We start from the raw sequence: 19,250 nt of genomic DNA, 5'->3' as shown, positions 1-19,250 counted from the left end.
ACCCATGCGAGCGGTGCGTGCTGCCGAAACGGCTCCCACCCTTCATCCCTGGCTCGTCCACGCAGAAGACCTGCGTGTCCGGGCCGGCCGGCACCTGGCCGTCGACGGACTCGACTTGACGCTGACTGCCGGCGTGCACGGTGTGCTCGGCCCGAACGGCGCCGGCAAGACCACGCTGATGCGCGCGCTGTCCACCGTCGTCAAGCCCGCCGGCGGCTCATTGAAGCTGCTCGGCGAACAGGTGGACGGCCGTGCCGACCTGCGCGAGGTGCGTCGCGAACTGGGTTATCTGCCGCAGCAGTTCGGCTTCTACCCGCGGTTCACCGTCCGCGAGTTCGTCGCGTACATGGCCTGGCTCAAGGAGATGCCCAAAACCGCGATACCCGACGCCGTACAACGCGCGATCGATCGGGTGGGTCTCACCACCAAGGCCGACGCCAGGATGAAGACGCTGTCCGGCGGCATGCTGCGCCGGTGCGGCATCGCCCAGGCCATCGTCAACGACCCCGAACTGCTGCTGCTCGACGAGCCCACCGTCGGACTCGACCCCGAACAACGTCTCGACTTCCGCGACCTGCTGCGTGGCCTCGGCGCCGACAGCTGTGTGCTGGTCTCCACCCACCTCGTCGAGGACGTCGTCGCTGCCTGCACCGACGTCATCCTCATGAACGAAGGCCGACTCGTCTTCCAGGGCACCCCCGACGACCTGATCGCCCGCGGTGGGCAGGGCGACGCGGGCGACAGCCCGGCGGAGCGCGGCTACTCCGCGCTCCTGCGCCGGCACCGGAGCAACGCATGAACCGCATCCTCGGCATCGAGCTCCGGCGCTCGGCCGCCCTCGGCGCCGCGCTCCTGATCGCCGTCGCCGGCACGATCGTCCTCCACGCCACCGCGGGGCGATGGTCCACGGGGTGGATGGCGCTGGCCGTGACGCAGCGCGAATACCTCGCGGTTCTCTCGCCCCTTGCGATGGCCTCCGGCGCCTGGCAGTCCTATCGCGAGCACCGGGCGAACGTCGCCGAACTGCTCGCCGCCGTGCCCCGCCCGAGACCGCAGCGCATGGTGCCGATCCTGGCCGCGACGGCCCTGGCGGTGCTCGTCGCCTACCTGGTCACGTTCCTCGCGGCGGCACCGCGGATCGCCGACACGGCGCGCTACCTGCCGCCGGCCGCGTTTGTCGTCGTGGCCGTCGGGCTGGTGGCGATGATCGCCTCGGTCTGGCTCGGGTTGGCCGTCGGACGCCTGGTGCCGGCGCTCGCCACCGCACCCGCGCTGGCCGTGAGCGGCTTCGCGCTGCTGATGCTCGCGCCCCACGCCCTTCCGGACGGCGGATTCACGGCGGCGTTCTCCCCGGCCATGGGGATGAGCATGTTCAGCGACTACGACACCGTCGACGGCGGAGTCAGCGCCGCCCAGGCACTCTGGATGGCCGCGGTCGCGGTGGCCGGCGTCGTGCTCTTCGCCGTCCAGAACCGTAGGTTCGCGTTCGCCGCGCTGCTGCCGCTGGCCCTCGGGGCCACGGCCACGGCCCTGGTGGTGCCGACCGGCGATGCCTACGTCCGAGGGACGCTCGACCCGGTCGCCCAGGAACTGGTGTGCACCGACGACACCCCGCGGGTCTGCGTCAGCCGGGCGCACGAAGGGTTGCTGCCCGAGGTGACTCCCAGGGCCCGCCACGCATTGGAACTCCTGACGAAAACGTCAATCGTCGAGGCCCATGAGGACACCTCCACGTTCTCTCCTCCCACGTCACCGAGGTCGCGGGCCGACACCGCCCTGATGGGGATCACGGTCGACAAGCACGGTCACCTCGCCCACCCGGGACGGCTCGAACCGACGATGCTCACCGGAGTGTTCACCGGCCCTCTCAGCTGCGGAGACAACCGGAACTTCACGGTCGCCACCGCTGCGGCCCACTGGCTGCTCGACCGGGAGCCGACCGCCGGTCCCGACGGCCTCGAATTCGATGACCCGGACGCGGTCAAGCTCTGGAAGGGACTGCGGGCACTGCCGCGAGCCGAGGCAGAAGCCCGGGTTGTCGCCGTCTATCAGGACGCCCAGAAGTGCCAGGACACCACCGACCTCCTGAGCCGAGGCACCCGATGACAGGACTGACGCTCTACGTCCGCTCGCGCCACGTGCCGGCGGCGCTCGGCGCGACCGTCGCGGGCACTGCGGTCGCGTGGCTGCTGGCGACGGCCTTCAGCGTCAGGGGCGAGGTGAGCAGCACCGTACTCGCCCTGACGGTCCTGCTCCTGGTAGCCGTCGCCACCACCACGCTCCAAGGCCCCGACGACACCCTGGACCGCACGGCGGCGAGGCCGTGGGGATGGCTGCGGATGTCCCACCTGGCCACGGACCTGGGATGCGTACTCATGTTGCTGCTGGCCACACTGCTCACCGACACGCGGTTCGGGCCGTTCGGATGTATCGTCCGCGACGCGGCCGGCATGCTGGGCCTGACCGCCCTGGGGACGGCCACGGTCGGCACCGCTCGGTCGTGGTTCCTGCCTCTCGGGTGGACGCTCGGCGCGGCGGCGTTCCCGGGCATGGGCACCGCGGGGGAGGCGCTGACCTGGCAGACACAGGCCTCCGACAGCCGACCCGCGGCCGTGGTCGCGGCGGTACTCACCGCCGCCGGAACCGCCGCCTACGTCAGCCGAGGCCCACGTACTACAGCCGCAGATCTTGGGACGGAGCCTGTGCGGTGTCGTTGATGAACCGGCGGTCGCGGAGCGGATGTCGAACCGCCTGGCCGAGCAGGCCCAGGCCGAGGCTGCCTCTCCCCTGTTTACACCGCCTCGTCAGCCCTGCAACCCTCGGTGCCGACCAGGGCGAGGGCCAGGGGGGCTCGAATTGGTCCTGTGGAAGGCGGTGGCCGTTGTCAGAATGAGTGGCCCATCGGCCTATCCACGGAGCTGACCATGCGTAGACCCGCTGTCCTGCTGGCCGTTGCCGCCGCCCTCGGCATCCCGATGACGACGCCGGCCCCAGCCGCCTCGGCCACTACCCCCAGAACCGAGGTCATCTGCCAGGACTGGTCCATATTTCCGCAGTACATCCGCCACATCTTCCTCAGCGCGGACAATCCCACTGGCACCAGGGACTTCGACGAGCACCCCGAATTCCTCACCTGCTACGAGTGGTCGGGGTCGACTCCGGCCACGGTTTCGTACACCATCAGTTACGTCGAGAACGGGGTGGACCATCCCGACGGAGCGACAGACATCCTCACCATGGGGCACGGCTTCTCGTGGGCTCCCGCCATGCCGGGCTATGTCTACCGGGCGAGTTTCACGCTCGTCCCCTGACGCACCGAACGCACCCATCCATGGTCCTGGGGGCGTTCAGACCCCCGTGTTGCCCCGCATGTCCCGCTGCATTTCAAGCAGTTGCTCATTCGGGACCGCACCGCCGAATCGCCGGTCGCGGGAGGCGAATTCGACGCAGGCGCGCCACAGGTCACGCCGGTCGAAGTCGGGCCACAGGACGTCCTGGAAGACCATTTCAGCGTAACTCGACTGCCAGATCAGGTAGTTGGAGGTGCGCTGTTCGCCACTGGGGCGGAGGAAAAGGTCGACGTCCGGCATGTCCGGGTAGTAGAGGTACTTCTGAATGGTCTTCTCGGAGACCTTGTCGGGGTCGAGCTTTCCGGCGGCGACATCGCGGGCCATTGCCTTGGCCGCGTCGGCGAGTTCGGCCCGGCCGCCGTAATTGACGCAGAAGTAGAGCGTCATGGCGTCGTTGTTCTTGGTCTGCTCCTGGGCGACCTGGAGTTCCTGTACGACGGACTTCCACATCTTGGGCATACGCCCGACCCACCGGATCCGGATACCGAGTTCGTTCATCTCGTCGCGCCTGCGCCGGATGACGTCACGGTTGAAGTTCATGAGGAAGCGGACCTCTTCCGGGGACCGCTTCCAGTTCTCGGTGGAGAAGGCGTAGAGGGAGAGATTCTTGACGCCGAGTTCCAGGCATCCCTTGAGCACATCGAGGACGACGCCTTCGCCGACCTTGTGCCCCTCCGTGCGCGGCAGCCCGCGCTCCTTGGCCCACCGCCCGTTGCCGTCCATGACGCAGGCCACATGGTTCGGTACGAGCTCGCCGGGGAGCTTCGGCGCGGTGGCGCCGGAGGGGTGCGGTTCCGGCGTCTTGTACTCGCGGCGCCGGCTCCCCAGGATTCCGCGTACGGCCATGCGCTTCTCGTCTCCTTGTTTGCGTACTTCTACTGCTTCGGTCTGCGTCTGCTGCGCTTCTTCTTCTGCTGCTACTTCTACTGCTGCTTCTAGTTCTTCTCCACATAGCGCAGGGAGCGCAGCCCGCGCTCCAGGTGCCAGTGCAGATACGCGGACACCAGTCCGCTCCCCTCCCTGACATGACGCGGCTCACACGCGTCCGCGGTCTCCCAGTCGCCGGTCAGCAGCGCGCCGAGCAGTTCGAGGGCCTGGGGAGAGGGTACGACGCTGCCGGCCACCCGGCAGTCGGCGCAGACGGAGCCTCCGGCGGACACCGAGAAGAACCGGTTCGGGCCCGCCATCCCGCACCGCGCGCAGTCGCTGAAGGTGGGCGCGTACCCGTTGACGGCGAGGGAGCGCAGGAGGAACGCGTCGAGGATGAGGTGGGGCTCGTGCTCGGCGCGGGCGAGGGTGCGCAGACCGCCGACGAGCAGCAGGTACTGCTGCACAGCGGGCTCGCCCTCGTGGTCGGTGAACCGTTCCGCCGTCTCCAGCATGGCCGTCCCGGCGGTGTACCGGGCGTAGTCGGTGACGATGCCGCCACCGTACGGAGCGATGGTCTCGCTCTGCGTGCACAGCGGCAGTCCGCGCCCGACCAGGTCACTCCCCCGCGAGAAGAACTGCACGTCAACATGGGAGAACGGTTCGAGCCGGGCCCCGAACTTGGACTTGGTGCGCCGCACCCCCCGGGCCACGGCCCGCACCCGCCCGTGACCGCGCGTGAGCAGCGTGATGATCCGGTCGGCCTCACCCAGCTTCTGGGTACGCAGCACGACACCGTCGTCACGGAACAGGCTCATGGGGCCATTGTCGCGTACGGAACGGCAGCCTCGGACGGGGCCGTACTTCTTATCGGTGAACGGGGCGAATTCGCCTGGCGGCGAGCGGCCCGCCGACGAGGCTCGACACATGAGCCCTGAACGCACGACTCCTGGAAGCGCCGCGAAGATCAAGGCCGGTCTGGCCGCAGCAGAGGAAGTGCTGGCCCACCTGCCTCCGCCGACGCCGGAGGAGCAGGCGTGGGTGGACGACTTGATGGAACGCGCCACCGTGCCCGCCACCGGAGCCGACGAGCCACCCGGCGAAGCCATGGCAGCCGCCGCCGTACGCATGCGCCGCATCGCCGAACTGCGCGAGCGGCTGGACCTGACGCAGGCGGACGTCGCCCGGGCCATGGGCGTCGCCGAGGCCCACGTCTCCCGCATCGAGCACGGTGAGCTGGAGCGGAGCGAGGTGGACACGCTCGCCGCCTACGTACGCGCCCTCGGCGGGCGGTTGAAGATCGTCGCCGAGTTCGGGGACGAGTACTACGTCCTGGGGTGACCGGCCCTTCCACCATGTCTCGCAGGGACCCTCAAGGAACCTCACCGCGGCTGCGGGCGTTCGCGTACGCCGTGGCCGCGCTGAGGCGTTCCGCCGGGGTGGCGGGCCGGAGGGCGGCCGGGGCCGCGTCCCACTCCCTGCCGCCGCCGTACGACCTGAGCTGGACGTAGGGCCCCTCGTGCCCCATGACGATGCCGACCTTTTCGGCGCGGGTGTCCATGACGTACGCGCCGACCTCCGGCCGCCCCGACCTTCCCGACTTCACCGGCCTCACGTCGTTCATCGCAGCGCCGCCGCGATCCGGGCCGCCGTCTCGACGTTGCAGCGCCCCAATTCGATGAGCGGACAGGGCGCTTCCCGGGCCACACTCGCCGCGTCCAATCGGAGCGACGGGAGAGTAATCCCGGCGTTTTTCAACGCCATCCGCAATTCCTTCACAATTTCCTCCGCTTCTTCGACGCAGCCCGTCGAGTGTGCCGTCTGTCGTGCCGTCACCGTGCTCCCCTTGCTTATCGAGTTTCACTCTTCGCACTTCTACGATGACGTGCTGTGCCTACACTCGGAAGGCTCTGGGCGCAGCAACGGTGGTGCAGTCGAAGGGGGTTCGGTTCGGTTATGGCCAATGGTTCACAGCGACAGGCGGCTTGGGAGTTCTTCGGGACGGAGTTGAAGCGGCGGCGGGAGGAGGCCGGATTAACCCAGGTGGAGTTGGGGGCGATGGTCTTCGTCTCCGGGGGTTACATCGGGCAGTTCGAACAGGCCATTCGGAAGCCGCAGTTGGATGTGGCGATCCGGATTGACGACATCCTACAAACCGCCGGTTTTTTCGAACGAACCTGGCGCAAGCTCATCGACGACAAGCGGTACGCGGATTACTTCGCGGCGGTTGTGGAGCTTGAGCGGACGGCGACGAAGATCGCCGAGTTCGCGCCAACGGTGATCCCGGGCCTGCTCCAGACGGCCGCCTACGCTCGGGCGGTCACACTCGCGGCCAACCCGTTCGTCACCGACGAGTACGTGGACGAAAAGGTGGGCGCTCGGCTGGAACGGTCGCGCATCCTCAAGGACGCTACAAGGCCCGAGTATTGGGCGATCCTGCACGAGAACACCCTGCGCACACCGGTCGGCGGGCCGGCGGCCATGGCCGAGCAACTGGAGCACATCGCGGCGCTCGCCCGGGAGCGGAAAGCCTGGGTGACCGTGGTCCCGTACTCAGCGGGGGCGTTCGCATCCATGGGCGGGATGGTGCAGCTCATGGAGTTCGAGGACGCGCCACCAACCCTCTATACAGAGACCTCGTTTTCGGGTCATCTGCTTGACGATCCGGCAGTGGTGAAGCGGGCACAGCGCGCATACGATCTGCTAAGGGGCGCCGCGCTCTCGCCGGAGGCGTCCCTCGCCCTGATCGAATCGGCCGCTGAGGACTACAGACGATGCGCGAGTACGACCTGACCAACGCCCGCTGGAGCAAGAGCAGTCACAGCAACGGCGAGGGCGGCGACTGCGTAGAGGTCGCGCACGACTTCATCGGCGCTGCCCGCTGGCGCAAGAGCACGTACAGCAACGGCGAAGGCGGGAGCTGCGTCGAAGTAGCCGACGGAGTCCCCGGCATCGTGCCCGTCCGAGACAGCAAGGTCTCGGACGGGCCCGTACTGCTTATCGGTGCGCTCGCCTGGGCCAAGTTCATCGGCGCAGGCGTCTGACCCTACTGTCAGGTCAGGGAGTGAGCTGCCAGCTCTGGATGTACCCGACGTCGATCGACGCCCGGTCCTGGACGCGCAGCTTCCACGTGCCGTTGACGGGCTGGGCCGAGGCGTTGACCGTGAAGGTCTGGTCGACGTTGTCGGCGGAGCCGCCGCTCCGGTTGAGGAGCGAGTAGACGGTGCCGTTGGGGCCGACCAGGTCGACGGTCAGGTCACCGCGGTAGGTGTGGACGATGTTGACGTAGACCGAGGTGGTGGCGGAGGCGTTGCCGTCGCGGCCCCCGATGGTGATGGGGGACTCCACGGCGGCACTGTTGTCGGGGATGTCGACGCGGGTGGAGGTGGCGTAGATGTACGCGATCCGCCAGCTGAAGGTGTCCGTGACGGACGCCCCCGTGCTGTCGGTGACCGTGAGGGTGACGTCGCCGACGCCGAGGGTGGTCGGAGTCCCGGAGATCAGACCGCTCGGGCTGAGGGTCAGACCGTCGGGCAGGCCGGTGGCCTCGTAGGTCAGCTCCGAACCGGAGTTGGTGGTGTAGGCGTCCACCTGAAGGCTGACCGACTGGCCGACGCCGCTGGTCTGGTCGGCGATCGGGGCGACGTTGACGCCGAGGGCTATCCGGCTGCCGACGTTGATGGCGGCCCAGGCGTCGGCGACGGCGAGGTAGGTGGGGCTGTAGGCGCCGAACAGGTCGGCCGCGGCCGACAGGGTGGCGGTGCGGGCGCCCGCGTAGTTGGTCGACGAGGTCATGTACGTCGTCAGCGCCCGGTACCAGACGGCGGCGGCGTTGTCGATGCCGATGCCGGTGACGGCCTGACCGTCGAAGGTCGGGCTGTCGTAGGCGACGCCGTTGACGGTCTTGGCGCCGCTGCCCTCGGAGAGAAGGTAGAAGAAGTGGTTCGCCGGGCCCGAGGAGTAGTGGACGTCGACACTGCCCAGCGTCGAGCTCCAACTGTCCCGGGAGGAACCGTCCTTGGAGGGCTTGTCCATGTAACGCAGCGGCGTGCCGTTGCCGTTGATGTCGATCTTCTCGCCGACGAGGTAGTCACCGGGGTCGGCGGCGAGATTCGCGTGGAACTCGACGGCCGCGGCGAAGATGTCGGAGGTCGCCTCGTTGAGACCGCCGGACTCACCCGAGTAGGTCAGGTTGGCGGTGGCGGCGGTGACGCCGTGGCTCATCTCGTGGGCGGCCACGTCGAGGGAGGTCAGCGGGTGCGTGTTGCCCGAGCCGTCGCCGTAGGTCATGCAGAAGCAGCTGTCCTGCCAGAAGGCGTTGACGTAGCTGCTGCCGTAGTGGGCGCGGCTGTAGGCGGCGACTCCGTCGTTGCGGATGCCGTTGCGGCCGTACACGTCCTTGTAGTAGTCCCAGGTCGCTGCCGCACCGAAGGCCACGTCGACACCGGCGGTCTGGCGGTTGGACGGCAGACCGTTGCCCCAGACATCGTTGTCGTCCGTGAAGAGGGTGCCGGTGCCGGAGGTGCCCTGGTTCAGGTCGTACGTCTTGTGCCCGGCGCGGGCGCCGTCGGTGAGCTGGTACGTCGATCCCGCCAGGGTGCTGCCGAGGGGAACCGTGCCGACGTACTGGCCGGTGCCTTCGCCGGTGTGCACCTTCTCGGCCGCAAGGATCTGCTTGCCCGTGCTCGCGTCGGTGACGACCTGGAGTTCGCTGGGCGTACCGTCCGGCTGAGTGCCCTCGACCACCGTCTCCCAGGCCAGGACGGGCTTGGTGGTGCCGGCCCAGACGACGAGGCGGGGCGCGCGCTCGGTCGCGGTGCCGGTGACGTCGGCGCCCTTCGCGGCCGCGAGAGCCTTGCCGGTGGCGCTGGTCGCGGAGAGCTTCGGGGTGAGGGTCGGCAGCGTGAGGGTCGCCCCGCTCGCCTTGGAGACGGTGGTGCGGTTGCTCTTCAGGTGAACGACCAGGTCGCCGCCGAGGACGGGCAGTCCGGCGTAGGTGCGTTCGTAACGGGTGTGGGTGGTGCCGTCGGCGTCCTGGACGACGTCCTTGACGACGAGCTTCTCCTGCGCGCCGAGGGCGAGTTGACGAGCCGTGGCGCCGGAGGCGGTCTGCGCGGTCTTGATCAGCGAGGCGCGGCGGGCCGCCGACAGGGGCGTGGCGGCGGCTCCTGCGCGAGGCACGGCGGTGATCTTGGCCGGGCCCGGTTCGGCCGGGGCCGCGGTCGCCGTGCCGGCGGGAGCTCCCAGCGCGAGCAGGGTCCCGATGGTCGTCATCGCGAGGGCGGCGGTGGCGCGTCTGCGCCGGAGGATGGGGCGGTGTCGCCGGGGCAACGGGTTCTCCTTCTGTGCGACGTCGGCCCGTGGTGGGGACCGAGGTGGGGGCGAACCGACGGGATGGGGCCGGTCCGGAGCGCTGCACGGCAGGCGGGTGCAAGGAGGTGGGGGTGGGTGGGGGGTGTCCCGCATGGTGCGGGTGTGAAGGAATGGTGAACTTGTGCAGCAGCGTGGCACTGCGTGCCTCGTTTTGTCATGAGAATGCCAAGACAACGGCTTGAAATGACCATGCCCAGCTGGAGATCCGTCCTGCTGGGCGCACTTTTCAGCCGCGGGGGCTGCCCTCTTCACCTCGCCGCTCACACCGAAACATTCCGGACAACCTGAAGCACCAGGAACGTCGGGAGCCGTCGGCGCGCGCACCGCGCACTTCCGGAGCTTCCAAAGGCAGAGATCGCGCGGTTAGGCTCCCCCGGCGCGCGCAACGGGCGCGAACGCGTGGGGTGGGGGACATCCGAGGTGGGGGACATGACCAACGACATCGACGTACCCAGATCCGCCGAGCCGATCGGGGCGGCTGGAGCGGCTGGAGCGGCCCGACCCGAGAAGGGCATGAGTGAAGGCGCGCAGGTCGTATCGGCACTGATAGTGGTCGCATGCCTCGCGGTGGGCTTCTGGGTGATGGCGAAGTACCAGCCCGATTCCGAGGACAGGGCGCCCGCCTCGTGCTCCCGCTCGGACGACGACGAGCCGCTGTCGAGGCCCGTCTCCGGTGTGCAACTGTGCGAGGCGCTCAACCGCCCGGACCTGCCGGCGCTTCTCGGCACGCCCAACGACCGCGCGCTGGGCGCCTACAGCAACGAACGCCGCGTCAGTAAGAATCCCGACGTCATGACAACCGACCCCGAGGCCACCGTCCAGCTGGAGGGCTACTCGATCAAGCTCACGGAGTCCGAGGACATCTCGGTCTCCGACATCGTCGACTCCGAGTACGTGTCCGTATCGGGAGAGCCGAAGACGGTCCTGGGCCACAGGGCGTTCCTCTACACGGGCCGAACCCTCGGCATCGTCTTCAAGGACGGAAAGAGCTCTACCGGCCCCGGCGGCGTGTCCCGCAACCTCATGGTCGCCAAGGACCCCAAGGACGGCGGCGGTACGTACGAGATCTCCATCTGGCGCCAGGACGACCTGCCCCCGGACGGCACCGGACTGGTCTGGCTCGCCGAGCAGGTACTGCCGACGGTACCGGGGTGGCCGGCGGCCTGAGTTCAGGTGGTGCCGCCGGTCAGCAGGGCGCGCGCCACCTTCCGGAAGGAGGCGAGCAGACGGCTGCGGTCGTCCACCCGGGTGGCGAGGACGACATGGCTCGGGTCGATGCCGTGCAGCGGGATCGTGGTGAGGTCCGGGCGAAGCCGCTCCATACCCAGACCACCCGGCACGATGGCCACCGCCTGTCCGGCGGCGATGAGTTCGAACTTGTCCTCCAGCGCCCGGACGAGCGGACCGTCCGGTGCCCGGCTGCCGTCCGGACGCGGATCGATACGCCAGAAGGCGTTCCAGGCCGCGTCCTCCCGCACCCGGGGCATCGGCTCGTCGGCGATGTCGTCGAGGGTGACGGACTCCTTGCCCACGAGACGATGGTCGAGCGGGACGACCAGGACCCGGGCCTCCTCGTAGAGGACGGTCACCTCCAACTCGGCCGTGGAGAGCGGGAGTCGGGTGATCGCGGCGTCGACCCGATGGTCCAGCAGCGCGGTGCTCGGCTCGTCCCAGTTCAGGTGCACGGCTCGTACGTCGGCCTCCGGATGTCGGCGCCGCAGCTCCCGTACCGCCGGGGTGACGATCAGGTTCGACGTGTAGCCGACGAGGAGACGGCTGGGCTCCGCGGCGGCGCGGGTCTGGGAGGCGGCCCGGGTGGCCGTACGGAGCAGCGCCCTGGCATGCGGCAGGAACACCTCACCGGCCTCGGTGAGACGGCTGCCCTGCGGAGTGCGGTCCAGGAGCCGGGCGCCCAGCTCCTTCTCCAGGCTCCGGATTTGGCGGCTCAGGGACGGCTGGGCGATGCGCAGGGCTTGGGCGGCGCGTCCGAAGTGCAGGTGCTCGGCGACCACGGTGAAGTAGCGCACCAGGCGCAGATCGAGATCGGGGCCTTGCCCTCCGGGCGGCGAGGCGGGTGGTGGGGCTGGCTGCGAATCGGTCATGTGGCAAGCGTAACCAGGTAGTTGGGCACCGTAGCCCCGTACAAACACTCTGAACTGCTGTGATGCCTGATACGCATTGCGCGTTCCGGAACAGGTCTTGGACGCCGAACGGACCCCGCGCGCACCCTGAAAGCACACCGGCCGACATCAACAGGTCGGCACTCAAGGGGAGTTCATCATGCGTGTGTTCGTCACCGGCGCGGGCGGGTTCGTCGGGTCCGCCGTCGTACGGGAGTTGCTCGGCGCGGGTCACGAGGTGGTCGGGATGGTCCGCTCGGACAAGTCCGCCGCCTTGCTGAAGGAGACCGGGGCCGAGGTCTACCGGGGTGACCTGGAGGACCTCGGCAGTCTGCGCGCGGGGGCGGCGGCCTCGGAGGGCGTGATCCACACCGCGTACGTCCATGACTTCAAGGACATGGCGGACGCCGCCCGGACCGACCTGCGGGCCGTGGAGACGCTGGGCGAGGCGCTGGCGGAGTCCGGCCGGCCCCTTCTCATCTGCTCCGGAACCGCCTTCTCGCCGGGCGTCCTCGCGACGGAGGACAACCCGGGCGACCCCACCAAGTCCCACATGTACCGGCTCGCCTCCGAGACGGCGATGGTGGCGCTCGCCGAGCGGGGGGTACGGACGTCGGTCGTACGGCTGCCGCCGTCCGTACACGGCGAGGGGGACGGCGGCTTCGTACCGCGCCTCGTCGACATCGCCCGCGACAAGGGCGTCTCGGCCTACCCGGGCGACGGCGCCAACCGCTGGGCCGCCGCCCACCGCTTCGACGTCGCCCGCCTGTTCCGGCTGGCGCTGGAGTCGGCGCCGGCGGGAACCCGGCTGCACGCGGTCGCCGAGGAGGGCATCCCGGTACGGGAGATCGCCGAGGCGATCGGGCGGGGGCTGGGGGTGCCGGTGAGGTCGGTACCGGTCGAGGAGACCCAGGACCACTTCGGCTGGCTGGGCAACTTCTTCGCCCTCGACCTTCCGGCGAGCAGCGCTCTGACCCGCGAGGGCCTCGCCTGGAACCCCGTAGAGCCCGGACTGGTACCGGACTTGGCGGCGGGGCACTACTTCGGCTGACGCGGGCCTGACGCGGCGGCGGGGCCGGGACGTCGTGCCGTCCCGGCCCCGCCGTGGTTCACCGCGCCGCGAGGGCGGTGAGTGTGCCGACGGACACTGGGCCTGTCACCTCGGCTGTGGTCATCCGGTCGGGTTCCATCCGTCGGTGCCGGCCAGGAACTTCTTGACGGTGTAAACGTTCGCATACTGGTCAGGCAGTGGCGGTGAGTTGTCGGTTCCAGGGCCGAAGTTCTGGTACTGCTGAAAGTTCGTCCTGTACGTCCAGGATTGGCCGGCGATCATTTCGACCCAGGGTGAGGTGGCGTCGATGCCCGGGCCGATATCGCAGTTGCGCACTGTCGCCCGGGGATATGCCTCCGCGGCGCTGAGCCACGGTCGGCCGAGGTGCATCGTGTCGGCCGGCACACCGTCGGTCTTGATCGTGCAACTGGAGATCAGGATTCCATCACCATTGCTCTGGTCGGTGTTCGGCGCCAGTATCGTGCCGTTGGGCCACGGGAGACACTGGATCGTGGATCGGTCGATCACCGCGGTGGCGCTGCCGAAGATGAAGTCCACGTCGCCCCGGATGTGGCAGTTGACGAACCACTGCCGGGCCAGGGTCGTGGGCGTCTCCCCCTTGACGAGCAGGGTGTCCTGATGGCTCCAGATCGCCACATTGCTGTACGTCTGCCGGTCGCCCATCGCGGCGACAGCGACGGCCTGTGTCTCGTACGGGCTGATCTCCGGGTGGGCATCGCGGTCGAACGTGTTGGAGATCGTGAGGTCCCTGACGGTCAGGTTGGGCGGCCTGAAGGTGGCCACGGCACTGCCCTGGGTGCCCCACTTCGCGCCGGTCGCCGGGTTGATCATCCCGTGGCATCTGGTGTTGTAGATGACGACGTCCGCGCGGTTGCCGGTGACGCCCTTGATCGTCAGCCAGCTCTTGCTCTTCGGGACGCTGATGACCTCGTGGTAGACGCCCTTCTCGATGACGATGGTGTTCGCGCCGCTGCTGGGAACGTGGTCGATCGCGGCCTGCACGGTCCAGTGGTCGCCGTCGCCGTACGGCGAGACGGCCAGCAGGCTGCCCTCGAGCAGGTGTTTGCCGCTGGTGTCCTGGTCCGAGTGGTGGGCCGTCATGAGGTATGCCGCACCAACCGCCACGGTCGCGATGACGATGCCGGCGATCTCGACAGGAGCCGCCAAGGCGGCGGTGCCCGCCATGACCGCCAGCAGCATCGCCCTGCTGAGCCTGCCCCAGTTGTTGTGGAACGCTATGTGTGCCGTGGTGAGGGCGAACGCTTGGCCGAGGTAGAACGCCCTCGCGGTGTCCCTCGCTTGCTGCCGGAACCGGGCGGCTTCGGCGACCGCCACGATGATCTGCAGGATTGACCCTGCCGCGGTCCTGGAGTCGATCCCGGCACCGTTATGGAGGTCCAGCACGGCTTGGTTGATCCTGGCGGGAGAGATCTGCATGGTGTCGCGGGAGGCGCCCTGTCTTCCCAGGGCGTCGTAGCCCGCCTGCCCGTTGTAGTCCGTGTTCGTGTTCGCGGTCGTGGCACCTGGCAGCGCCGAGGCCCCGCCGGACGCCGCCGTGCCCTCCAGTATGAAGAAGCTGCCCCAGGTGACAACACCACCGTTCTCGTTGCCCGCCCGCCATCCCATGAAGTAGGTGTCCGACCGGCGCAGGAACACCCGGATGAACTGGGAACTGTCATAGGCGTGCAGGTCGACGGTGATGTACCGGCTGGCCCCGTTGCGGTCGGTGACGTCGATCGGGAGGGCACCCTCGATGGGGATCCTGGCGCCCATCGCCGTCCTGATCCCGTTGAGCATGTTGGCGTAGCCTCGCTGAGCGCTGTCCTCGCCGCTGCCCGCCACCATGCTGATCCGCCACTCGACGTCAGCGCCGGTCGCGGCGCCGGCCGTGGGTGCGCCGGCCATCACCACGCCGCCGGCCAGAGCGCCGGCGGCCGCAACGGCCGTCGCAGCGGACAGGAATGATCTACGGGAGAGGCCCTGCTCGGTGTTCGTCACTTGAGTTCCTTGTCGTAAGCGACCCATTGGCCGGATTGCGGCGTACGGCGGTTGCCGATCTTGGCGGTGCCCTTCATGCCCGCATGGCGGCGCTCACGCACGGCTGGCGGCCCTGGCCGGCTGTGGCTTCCGCACACCGTTTACGACGGGGCACGGAAGCGGTGACCGACATCGGTCGGGCGCGTTCCTGTCACGGATCCGGTTGCCAGACCGCCCTCAGGCGTGGCGGGGGGCGCGTCCCTGCGCCGCGGATCCGAGACCCGCGGCGCAGGAGGGCAAGCCATGTCGTGCGTCATGCCGAAAGGATCGCCGCGGGGTCCGCCCAGAGACCATGGGTGGTTCTACGGGGTCGGGCACTGCCCGGTACCCGGGTGGTTCTACGGGGTTGTTCTACGCGGTGGGTGCCTGGTTCGCTGTCCACCAGGCCGCGATCTGAGCGCGGGAGACGAAGCAGAACTTGGCCAGGATGTTCTCGACATGGCCGTCGACCGTGCGCGGGGAGCGTCCGAGGGCGGAGGCGATCTGCCGGTTGCTCATACCCTTGGCCACCAGCGCGGCCACTTCCCGCTCCCGGGGGGTCAGCGGGCTCGGGGCGGGGGCAGGGGCAGGGGCGGGGGCCGGGACCGTGGCGATCGGCACGGACTCGTTGCGCAGGGCGTAGGCGATGGCCTCGTCAGGACCGCGGTGGCCGGCGCCCTCCGCGAGAGCCTTCCCGTACGCTGCCGGGCCCAGCGCCCAGGTGACGTCTTCCTCGCATTGGGCGTGCTGCTCGGTCATGTGCGGGCCGAACGTGGCGATGGGGGTGGCGACGTCCCGCCACAGGGCACTCGCCGCGCCCAGTAGCCGCCCCGCCTCCTGGTGGTCACCGGCCGCGGCGGTCACCCAGGCGAGTTCATCCAGCATCAGGGCAACCCTGAGGTAGTCGTTGAAGCCCCGCTCGTCCTCGAGTGCGGACCGGATCAGGACCGCGGCCTCCGCCAGGTCGCCACGCCTCCAGGCGTCGTAGCCGAGCGTCCACCGCGCATGCGCGCGGGCCAACCGTTCGTCGTGCGCCTCAGCGAGGGCGACCGCCTGTCTGCAGGTGTCCGTGGTGCGCGGATCCCCGAGGTGGGACTGGGCGGTGGCCAGCTGGATCAGCGCGTAGACCGCCCCGATCTCCTCACCTGCCCCTATGAGAGCGGCCACCGCTTCCTCAAACAAAGACACCGCATCCGCGAGTCGGCCGCTGAACAACGCCAGCGTGCCGCGCAGGCTCTGGAGGTCGGCGCACAGCACCAGGTCGTCCAGCTGCTCGCCCAGGGCTCCGGCCTCCTCCACCCACCGGTGCGCCGTAGCGTGATCTCGCTGCAGCACCGCCACCCAGGCGCCGACCCAAAGGGCCCTGGCCCGGGACGGGGTGGGCTCGGGCGCGGCGGCGAGCGCTCGGTCGAGCCAGCGGCGTCCCTCACCGAGGAATCCGCCCTCGCACCAGTGGAAGCGCAGCGCGGCGGCCAGCGCCAGGGTGGCCTGCGGGTCGCCGCCCCGCTCCAGCACTGCGCGCAGATCGGCATGCTCGGCACGCAGCCGGGCCAGGCTCTCGTGCTGATTGGGGCCGTTCCAGCTGTCGGCGGTGTGCTCGGCGAGGGCCAGGTAGAAGGTGTCGTGCCGTCGCAGTGTCCGCTGCTCCTGGCCGGACTCGGCGAGCCGCTCCCGCCCGTACTGGCGGATGGTCTCCAGCATCCGGTATCGCGGCCTGCCCTCGGCTTCCGTGGGCAGGACGACGGACTGGACGACCAGCCGGTCCAGGAGATCGAGTACGTCGTCCCGGTCGATGCCGTCGCCCGCGCAGACGGATTCGGCCGCGTCCAGGCCGAAGCCGCCGGCGAAGACCGACAGCCGGTGCCACAGCAGCCGCTCGGCTGGGGTGCACAGCTCGTGGCTCCAGTCGATCAGCGCACGCAGCGTCCGCTGGTGCGGGCGGGCGACCGGGCTGCCGCTCGTGAGCAGCCTGAAGCGGTCCTCCAGCCGGTGCAACGCCTCGTCGACAGTGAGGGTTCGCAGCCGGGACGCGGCCAGTTTGATGGCTAGCGGCAGCCTGTCCAGGCCGTCGCACAGCTGGCGGACCTGGGCACGGTTGCCGTCGGTGATCCGGAACTCCGGGCGCACGGCGGTGGTCCGGTCGAGCAGCAGCGCCACCGCGTCGTCCGGCTCCAGCGGAGGGACGGTGAAGACTCGCTCGCTGGGGATTCCCAGCGTCCGACGGCTCGTCGCCAGGATGCGCAGCCCGGGGGAGGCCGACAGCAGCACATGGGCCAGCTCTGCGCAGGCGTCGACGAGGTGCTCGCAGTTGTCCAGCACGACCAGCGGAGCGCGGTGGGCGAGAAAGGCGGCGAGCTGGTCGCTGACCGATCTGGTGCCCAGGTCCGGCACGCCCAGCGCGGCCGCCGTGGCGTTCGCCGCCAACGACGGGTCCGTCACCGGCGCCAGATCCACCAGCCAGACCCCGTCCGCGAAGTCCGTCGCCGACGCGGCGGCCACCTCCAGCGCCAGCCGGGTCTTGCCCATCCCGCCCGCACCGGTGAGCGTCAGCAGCCGCGTTGTCCTCAGACCCCGGCGCACCTCGGCCAGTTCCCGGTGCCTGCCCACGAACGTGGTCAGGGCGGCGGGCAGATTCCCCACATCTGATATCTGGGTGGTCACGTGACTTGTCGCCTTCCGACGGCTCGCAGCCGTGCTGAATCATCAAAGACGTCTGTCTTCGCTGACAGCGTGGTTGTCGCGGGCCGTTGAGGTGCGGTTCTGTCGCCGCCCCGGCTGCCGTGGCCGGCATGACCCTCCGCCTGCAACCGGCATGAAGTGGTCATCGGCGACAACTCCGGTATGCGGCACTCAGGGTAATGGAACAGACACAGCCACCTCTAAGCTACTTAACAGTATCCATCGGACCATAGGCCCCAGGTAGGGGCTGTGACCGAGGTCTCCTGATCAGGCTGTGGCCCGGTCCGTCCTGCCCTGCGACCTGTGGATGGACCGGAGTACCAGCATCGATGTCAGTGGCCTGCGACATGATGCGGGGCATGTGACGGCCCGTCCGACCAAGGGTGTCGAGGCCGTCGACCACAGGGGGAGGAGTGCTGTGCGCAGACCGGTCACAGGAGACGTGCACGTTCACTACAGCCAGATCTACGTCGAGAGCGATCCGGACGGTTCGATCCCGGATCTTTCCGAGGCGTTCGCAGGCCAGCGCGGGGGACTGTGCGGGGCCGCGGTCCCGGGTGTGCTCTGGCTGATCACCGGGCTGCACACGGGCAACGTCGGCTTCGTCGTGGAGGTCCACGACGAGGAACCCGCGCTGGACCCGGCGTGGGAGGACGTGGTGGAGGTATCCTTCCGCCCGGTGTCGGACCGCACCAGTCTGGTGCAGTGGGCGGGTGAGGCCGCGTGGGACCTGGATCTCGCCCCGACCGACTACCGGGTGCGGTACTGCGCCCGGGGCATGGACACGGGACGGGAGCTCGACACCAGAGTGTCCGGAAAGCCACAGGCGGACAGTTACCTCCTGCAGTTCTGGCCCTCGCCGCCCCGCCCGGACCACGTGATCCGCGAGACCTCACAGATCGCCGGCTACTGGCACCGCCACGCCCGCGAACTTCCGCCACCACCCACACCCGAGCAGCGCGCCGAGACCGAACGCCTGGCCCGCCAGGCGGAGGAACGGGCCGCTGAGGAGCGGCGACTGCACCACGAGCAGTGGGTATGGGGCGGACGACTGCCGAGCGAGGCGCTGCGCGGTGTCGGCGGCAATGTCCACGGTCTGCTCGGCTTCGACAGCGACCTGGTGCACACCCTCGACGCCGCGGGTCCCGAGGTCCAGCGTGCGGTGGCGTCGCTGGCTGCCCGCCGGGCCTGCGAGGCAGCGGGACTGGCCGAGGTTCCGTGGGTCACCCAGGCGCTCACCGCGTTGGTGCGGAAACGTCCGCTGCCTCCACCGTTCGACGACACGGACCGGATGTGGGAGACCCTGCGCTCCGACCCACAGGTCCCGAACCGGTCCGTGGTCGAGGCGATACCTCCCGAGCGACCGCCGTATCGCCCACCCACTCCCCCGGCGACGGCCGGGGCGACATGGGTCCCGGTCCCGGCCGCGAAGCCGGCAGGCGGGTCAGGGCGAGCGGGTCTCGGCCGGGCACTGGGCTCGCTCGTACCGACAGCGCCCGTCGGCCGGAGTGCGGCACCGACGGGAGGCGTGGGGCAGCGTGTCGCCGTGGTGGTGCACGTCTCCGGCAGTCCGCGCGACCCCGCGCCGATCTCACAGCCGCACTTCGCTCTTCCTGCCGTGCTCGCCGCCGCCGAGCCCGCCCCGCTCAAGGCGGCCCTGGACGCGGTGTGGCACGCGGTGAACACGTACGGCGAGCACTACCCGGAGTTGCTGGAGGAAATCCGGGCAGCGTGCGCCGAGCAGTTGGGAGAGTAGGCAGGGCCGCTCGTACT

Annotated in this window: 18 protein-coding genes; 10 read left to right on the top strand and 8 right to left on the bottom strand. The window is 69.4% G+C overall.

Going from position 1 to position 19,250, the window contains the following annotated elements; translation table 11 throughout:
• Window positions 1–4: 4 nt before the first annotated feature.
• The 4 genes from ACW4TU_RS31370 (at window position 5) to ACW4TU_RS31355 (ending at window position 3,311) form a co-directional block, all read left to right on the top strand.
• Window positions 5–799, top strand: coding sequence for an ABC transporter ATP-binding protein (locus tag ACW4TU_RS31370; protein WP_457418583.1), 795 nt, complete (start codon window positions 5–7; stop codon window positions 797–799).
• Entirely contained in the window at window positions 796–2,106 is a 1,311-nt protein-coding gene (locus tag ACW4TU_RS31365) for a hypothetical protein (RefSeq protein ID WP_457418581.1), read from the top strand. Before ACW4TU_RS31370 ends, ACW4TU_RS31365 begins: the two co-directional genes overlap by 4 nt.
• The gene (locus ACW4TU_RS31360) at window positions 2,103–2,717 is read left to right on the top strand and encodes a hypothetical protein (RefSeq protein WP_457418579.1); all 615 of its coding nucleotides are present in this window, start codon (window positions 2,103–2,105) and stop codon (window positions 2,715–2,717) included. Before ACW4TU_RS31365 ends, ACW4TU_RS31360 begins: the two co-directional genes overlap by 4 nt.
• Window positions 2,718–2,924: 207 nt before the next feature.
• Window positions 2,925–3,311 carry a hypothetical protein gene (locus ACW4TU_RS31355; RefSeq protein ID WP_457418577.1) on the top strand — a complete coding sequence of 129 codons (387 nt, stop codon included), beginning with the start codon at window positions 2,925–2,927 and terminating at the stop codon, window positions 3,309–3,311.
• Window positions 3,312–3,347: 36 nt separating this feature from the next.
• Here the strand turns inward: ACW4TU_RS31355 and ACW4TU_RS31350 are convergent, their stop codons facing one another.
• Window positions 3,348–4,196: an isoprenyl transferase gene (locus ACW4TU_RS31350; protein ID WP_457418575.1), complete on the bottom strand. Its 849-nt coding sequence runs from the start codon at window positions 4,194–4,196 to the stop codon at window positions 3,348–3,350.
• Between the two features lie 89 nt (window positions 4,197–4,285).
• A complete protein-coding gene (gene recO / locus ACW4TU_RS31345; protein WP_457418573.1) occupies window positions 4,286–5,035 on the bottom strand; it encodes a DNA repair protein RecO in 750 nt (249 codons plus the stop codon).
• Window positions 5,036–5,144: 109 nt separating this feature from the next.
• Between recO and ACW4TU_RS31340 the strand changes: the two genes are divergently transcribed.
• On the top strand, window positions 5,145–5,558 hold the full coding sequence (locus ACW4TU_RS31340) for an XRE family transcriptional regulator (protein WP_457418571.1): 414 nt from the start codon (window positions 5,145–5,147) through the stop codon (window positions 5,556–5,558).
• A 31-nt stretch (window positions 5,559–5,589) separates the two neighbouring features.
• Here the strand turns inward: ACW4TU_RS31340 and ACW4TU_RS31335 are convergent, their stop codons facing one another.
• Window positions 5,590–5,841, bottom strand: coding sequence for a hypothetical protein (locus ACW4TU_RS31335; protein WP_457418569.1), 252 nt, complete (start codon window positions 5,839–5,841; stop codon window positions 5,590–5,592).
• A complete protein-coding gene (locus ACW4TU_RS31330; RefSeq protein WP_457418567.1) occupies window positions 5,838–6,053 on the bottom strand; it encodes a hypothetical protein in 216 nt (71 codons plus the stop codon). The genes ACW4TU_RS31335 and ACW4TU_RS31330 overlap by 4 nt, the downstream gene beginning before the upstream one ends.
• Before the next feature lie 120 nt (window positions 6,054–6,173).
• Between ACW4TU_RS31330 and ACW4TU_RS31325 the strand changes: the two genes are divergently transcribed.
• Window positions 6,174–7,010, top strand: a complete 837-nt coding sequence (locus tag ACW4TU_RS31325; RefSeq protein ID WP_457418565.1) for a helix-turn-helix domain-containing protein — start codon at window positions 6,174–6,176, stop codon at window positions 7,008–7,010.
• Window positions 6,992–7,261 (top strand): DUF397 domain-containing protein, encoded by a 270-nt coding sequence (locus ACW4TU_RS31320; protein ID WP_457418563.1) that lies wholly within the window; start codon window positions 6,992–6,994, stop codon window positions 7,259–7,261. Before ACW4TU_RS31325 ends, ACW4TU_RS31320 begins: the two co-directional genes overlap by 19 nt.
• A 13-nt stretch (window positions 7,262–7,274) precedes the next feature.
• Here the strand turns inward: ACW4TU_RS31320 and ACW4TU_RS31315 are convergent, their stop codons facing one another.
• Window positions 7,275–9,491, bottom strand: coding sequence for a M4 family metallopeptidase (locus tag ACW4TU_RS31315; RefSeq protein WP_457430420.1), 2,217 nt, complete (start codon window positions 9,489–9,491; stop codon window positions 7,275–7,277).
• A 528-nt stretch (window positions 9,492–10,019) separates the two neighbouring features.
• On the opposite strand from ACW4TU_RS31315, the gene ACW4TU_RS31310 reads away from it, so the two are divergent.
• Window positions 10,020–10,757 carry a DUF6215 domain-containing protein gene (locus tag ACW4TU_RS31310; RefSeq protein WP_457418561.1) on the top strand — a complete coding sequence of 246 codons (738 nt, stop codon included), beginning with the start codon at window positions 10,020–10,022 and terminating at the stop codon, window positions 10,755–10,757.
• A 2-nt stretch (window positions 10,758–10,759) separates the two neighbouring features.
• On the opposite strand, the gene ACW4TU_RS31305 is transcribed toward ACW4TU_RS31310, so the two are convergent.
• On the bottom strand, window positions 10,760–11,692 hold the full coding sequence (locus ACW4TU_RS31305) for a LysR family transcriptional regulator (protein ID WP_457418559.1): 933 nt from the start codon (window positions 11,690–11,692) through the stop codon (window positions 10,760–10,762).
• 178 nt (window positions 11,693–11,870) lie between these two features.
• Between ACW4TU_RS31305 and ACW4TU_RS31300 the strand changes: the two genes are divergently transcribed.
• The gene (locus ACW4TU_RS31300; protein WP_457418557.1) at window positions 11,871–12,761 is read left to right on the top strand and encodes an SDR family oxidoreductase; all 891 of its coding nucleotides are present in this window, start codon (window positions 11,871–11,873) and stop codon (window positions 12,759–12,761) included.
• Window positions 12,762–12,881: 120 nt separating this feature from the next.
• Here the strand turns inward: ACW4TU_RS31300 and ACW4TU_RS31295 are convergent, their stop codons facing one another.
• Window positions 12,882–14,780 (bottom strand): pectinesterase family protein, encoded by a 1,899-nt coding sequence (locus ACW4TU_RS31295; protein ID WP_457418555.1) that lies wholly within the window; start codon window positions 14,778–14,780, stop codon window positions 12,882–12,884.
• Window positions 14,781–15,170: 390 nt separating this feature from the next.
• Window positions 15,171–17,459 carry a LuxR C-terminal-related transcriptional regulator gene (locus ACW4TU_RS31290; RefSeq protein WP_457418553.1) on the bottom strand — a complete coding sequence of 763 codons (2,289 nt, stop codon included), beginning with the start codon at window positions 17,457–17,459 and terminating at the stop codon, window positions 15,171–15,173.
• Window positions 17,460–17,919: 460 nt separating this feature from the next.
• On the opposite strand from ACW4TU_RS31290, the gene ACW4TU_RS31285 reads away from it, so the two are divergent.
• The gene (locus ACW4TU_RS31285; RefSeq protein ID WP_457418551.1) at window positions 17,920–19,233 is read left to right on the top strand and encodes a hypothetical protein; all 1,314 of its coding nucleotides are present in this window, start codon (window positions 17,920–17,922) and stop codon (window positions 19,231–19,233) included.
• Window positions 19,234–19,250 lie beyond the last annotated feature (17 nt).

This window comes from Streptomyces kryoterrae (assembly GCF_054072135.1).
This window is presented reverse-complemented; position numbering and strand designations above follow the sequence as displayed.

What these genes read in the sequence shown, in the direction of transcription:
- ACW4TU_RS31350 (WP_457418575.1), bottom strand. Translation starts at nt 4,196, where the DNA reads ATGGCCGTACGCGGAATCCTGGGGAGCCGGCGCCGCGAGTACAAGACG.
- recO (WP_457418573.1), bottom strand. Translation starts at nt 5,035, where the DNA reads ATGAGCCTGTTCCGTGACGACGGTGTCGTGCTGCGTACCCAGAAGCTG.
- ACW4TU_RS31325 (WP_457418565.1), top strand. Translation starts at nt 6,174, where the DNA reads ATGGCCAATGGTTCACAGCGACAGGCGGCTTGGGAGTTCTTCGGGACG.
- ACW4TU_RS31320 (WP_457418563.1), top strand. Translation starts at nt 6,992, where the DNA reads ATGCGCGAGTACGACCTGACCAACGCCCGCTGGAGCAAGAGCAGTCAC.
- ACW4TU_RS31300 (WP_457418557.1), top strand. Translation starts at nt 11,871, where the DNA reads ATGCGTGTGTTCGTCACCGGCGCGGGCGGGTTCGTCGGGTCCGCCGTC.
- ACW4TU_RS31315 (WP_457430420.1), bottom strand. Translation starts at nt 9,491, where the DNA reads ATGACGACCATCGGGACCCTGCTCGCGCTGGGAGCTCCCGCCGGCACG.
- ACW4TU_RS31340 (WP_457418571.1), top strand. Translation starts at nt 5,145, where the DNA reads ATGAGCCCTGAACGCACGACTCCTGGAAGCGCCGCGAAGATCAAGGCC.
- ACW4TU_RS31355 (WP_457418577.1), top strand. Translation starts at nt 2,925, where the DNA reads ATGCGTAGACCCGCTGTCCTGCTGGCCGTTGCCGCCGCCCTCGGCATC.
- ACW4TU_RS31370 (WP_457418583.1), top strand. Translation starts at nt 5, where the DNA reads ATGCGAGCGGTGCGTGCTGCCGAAACGGCTCCCACCCTTCATCCCTGG.
- ACW4TU_RS31305 (WP_457418559.1), bottom strand. Translation starts at nt 11,692, where the DNA reads ATGACCGATTCGCAGCCAGCCCCACCACCCGCCTCGCCGCCCGGAGGG.
- ACW4TU_RS31365 (WP_457418581.1), top strand. Translation starts at nt 796, where the DNA reads ATGAACCGCATCCTCGGCATCGAGCTCCGGCGCTCGGCCGCCCTCGGC.
- ACW4TU_RS31360 (WP_457418579.1), top strand. Translation starts at nt 2,103, where the DNA reads ATGACAGGACTGACGCTCTACGTCCGCTCGCGCCACGTGCCGGCGGCG.
- ACW4TU_RS31310 (WP_457418561.1), top strand. Translation starts at nt 10,020, where the DNA reads ATGACCAACGACATCGACGTACCCAGATCCGCCGAGCCGATCGGGGCG.
- ACW4TU_RS31335 (WP_457418569.1), bottom strand. Translation starts at nt 5,841, where the DNA reads ATGAACGACGTGAGGCCGGTGAAGTCGGGAAGGTCGGGGCGGCCGGAG.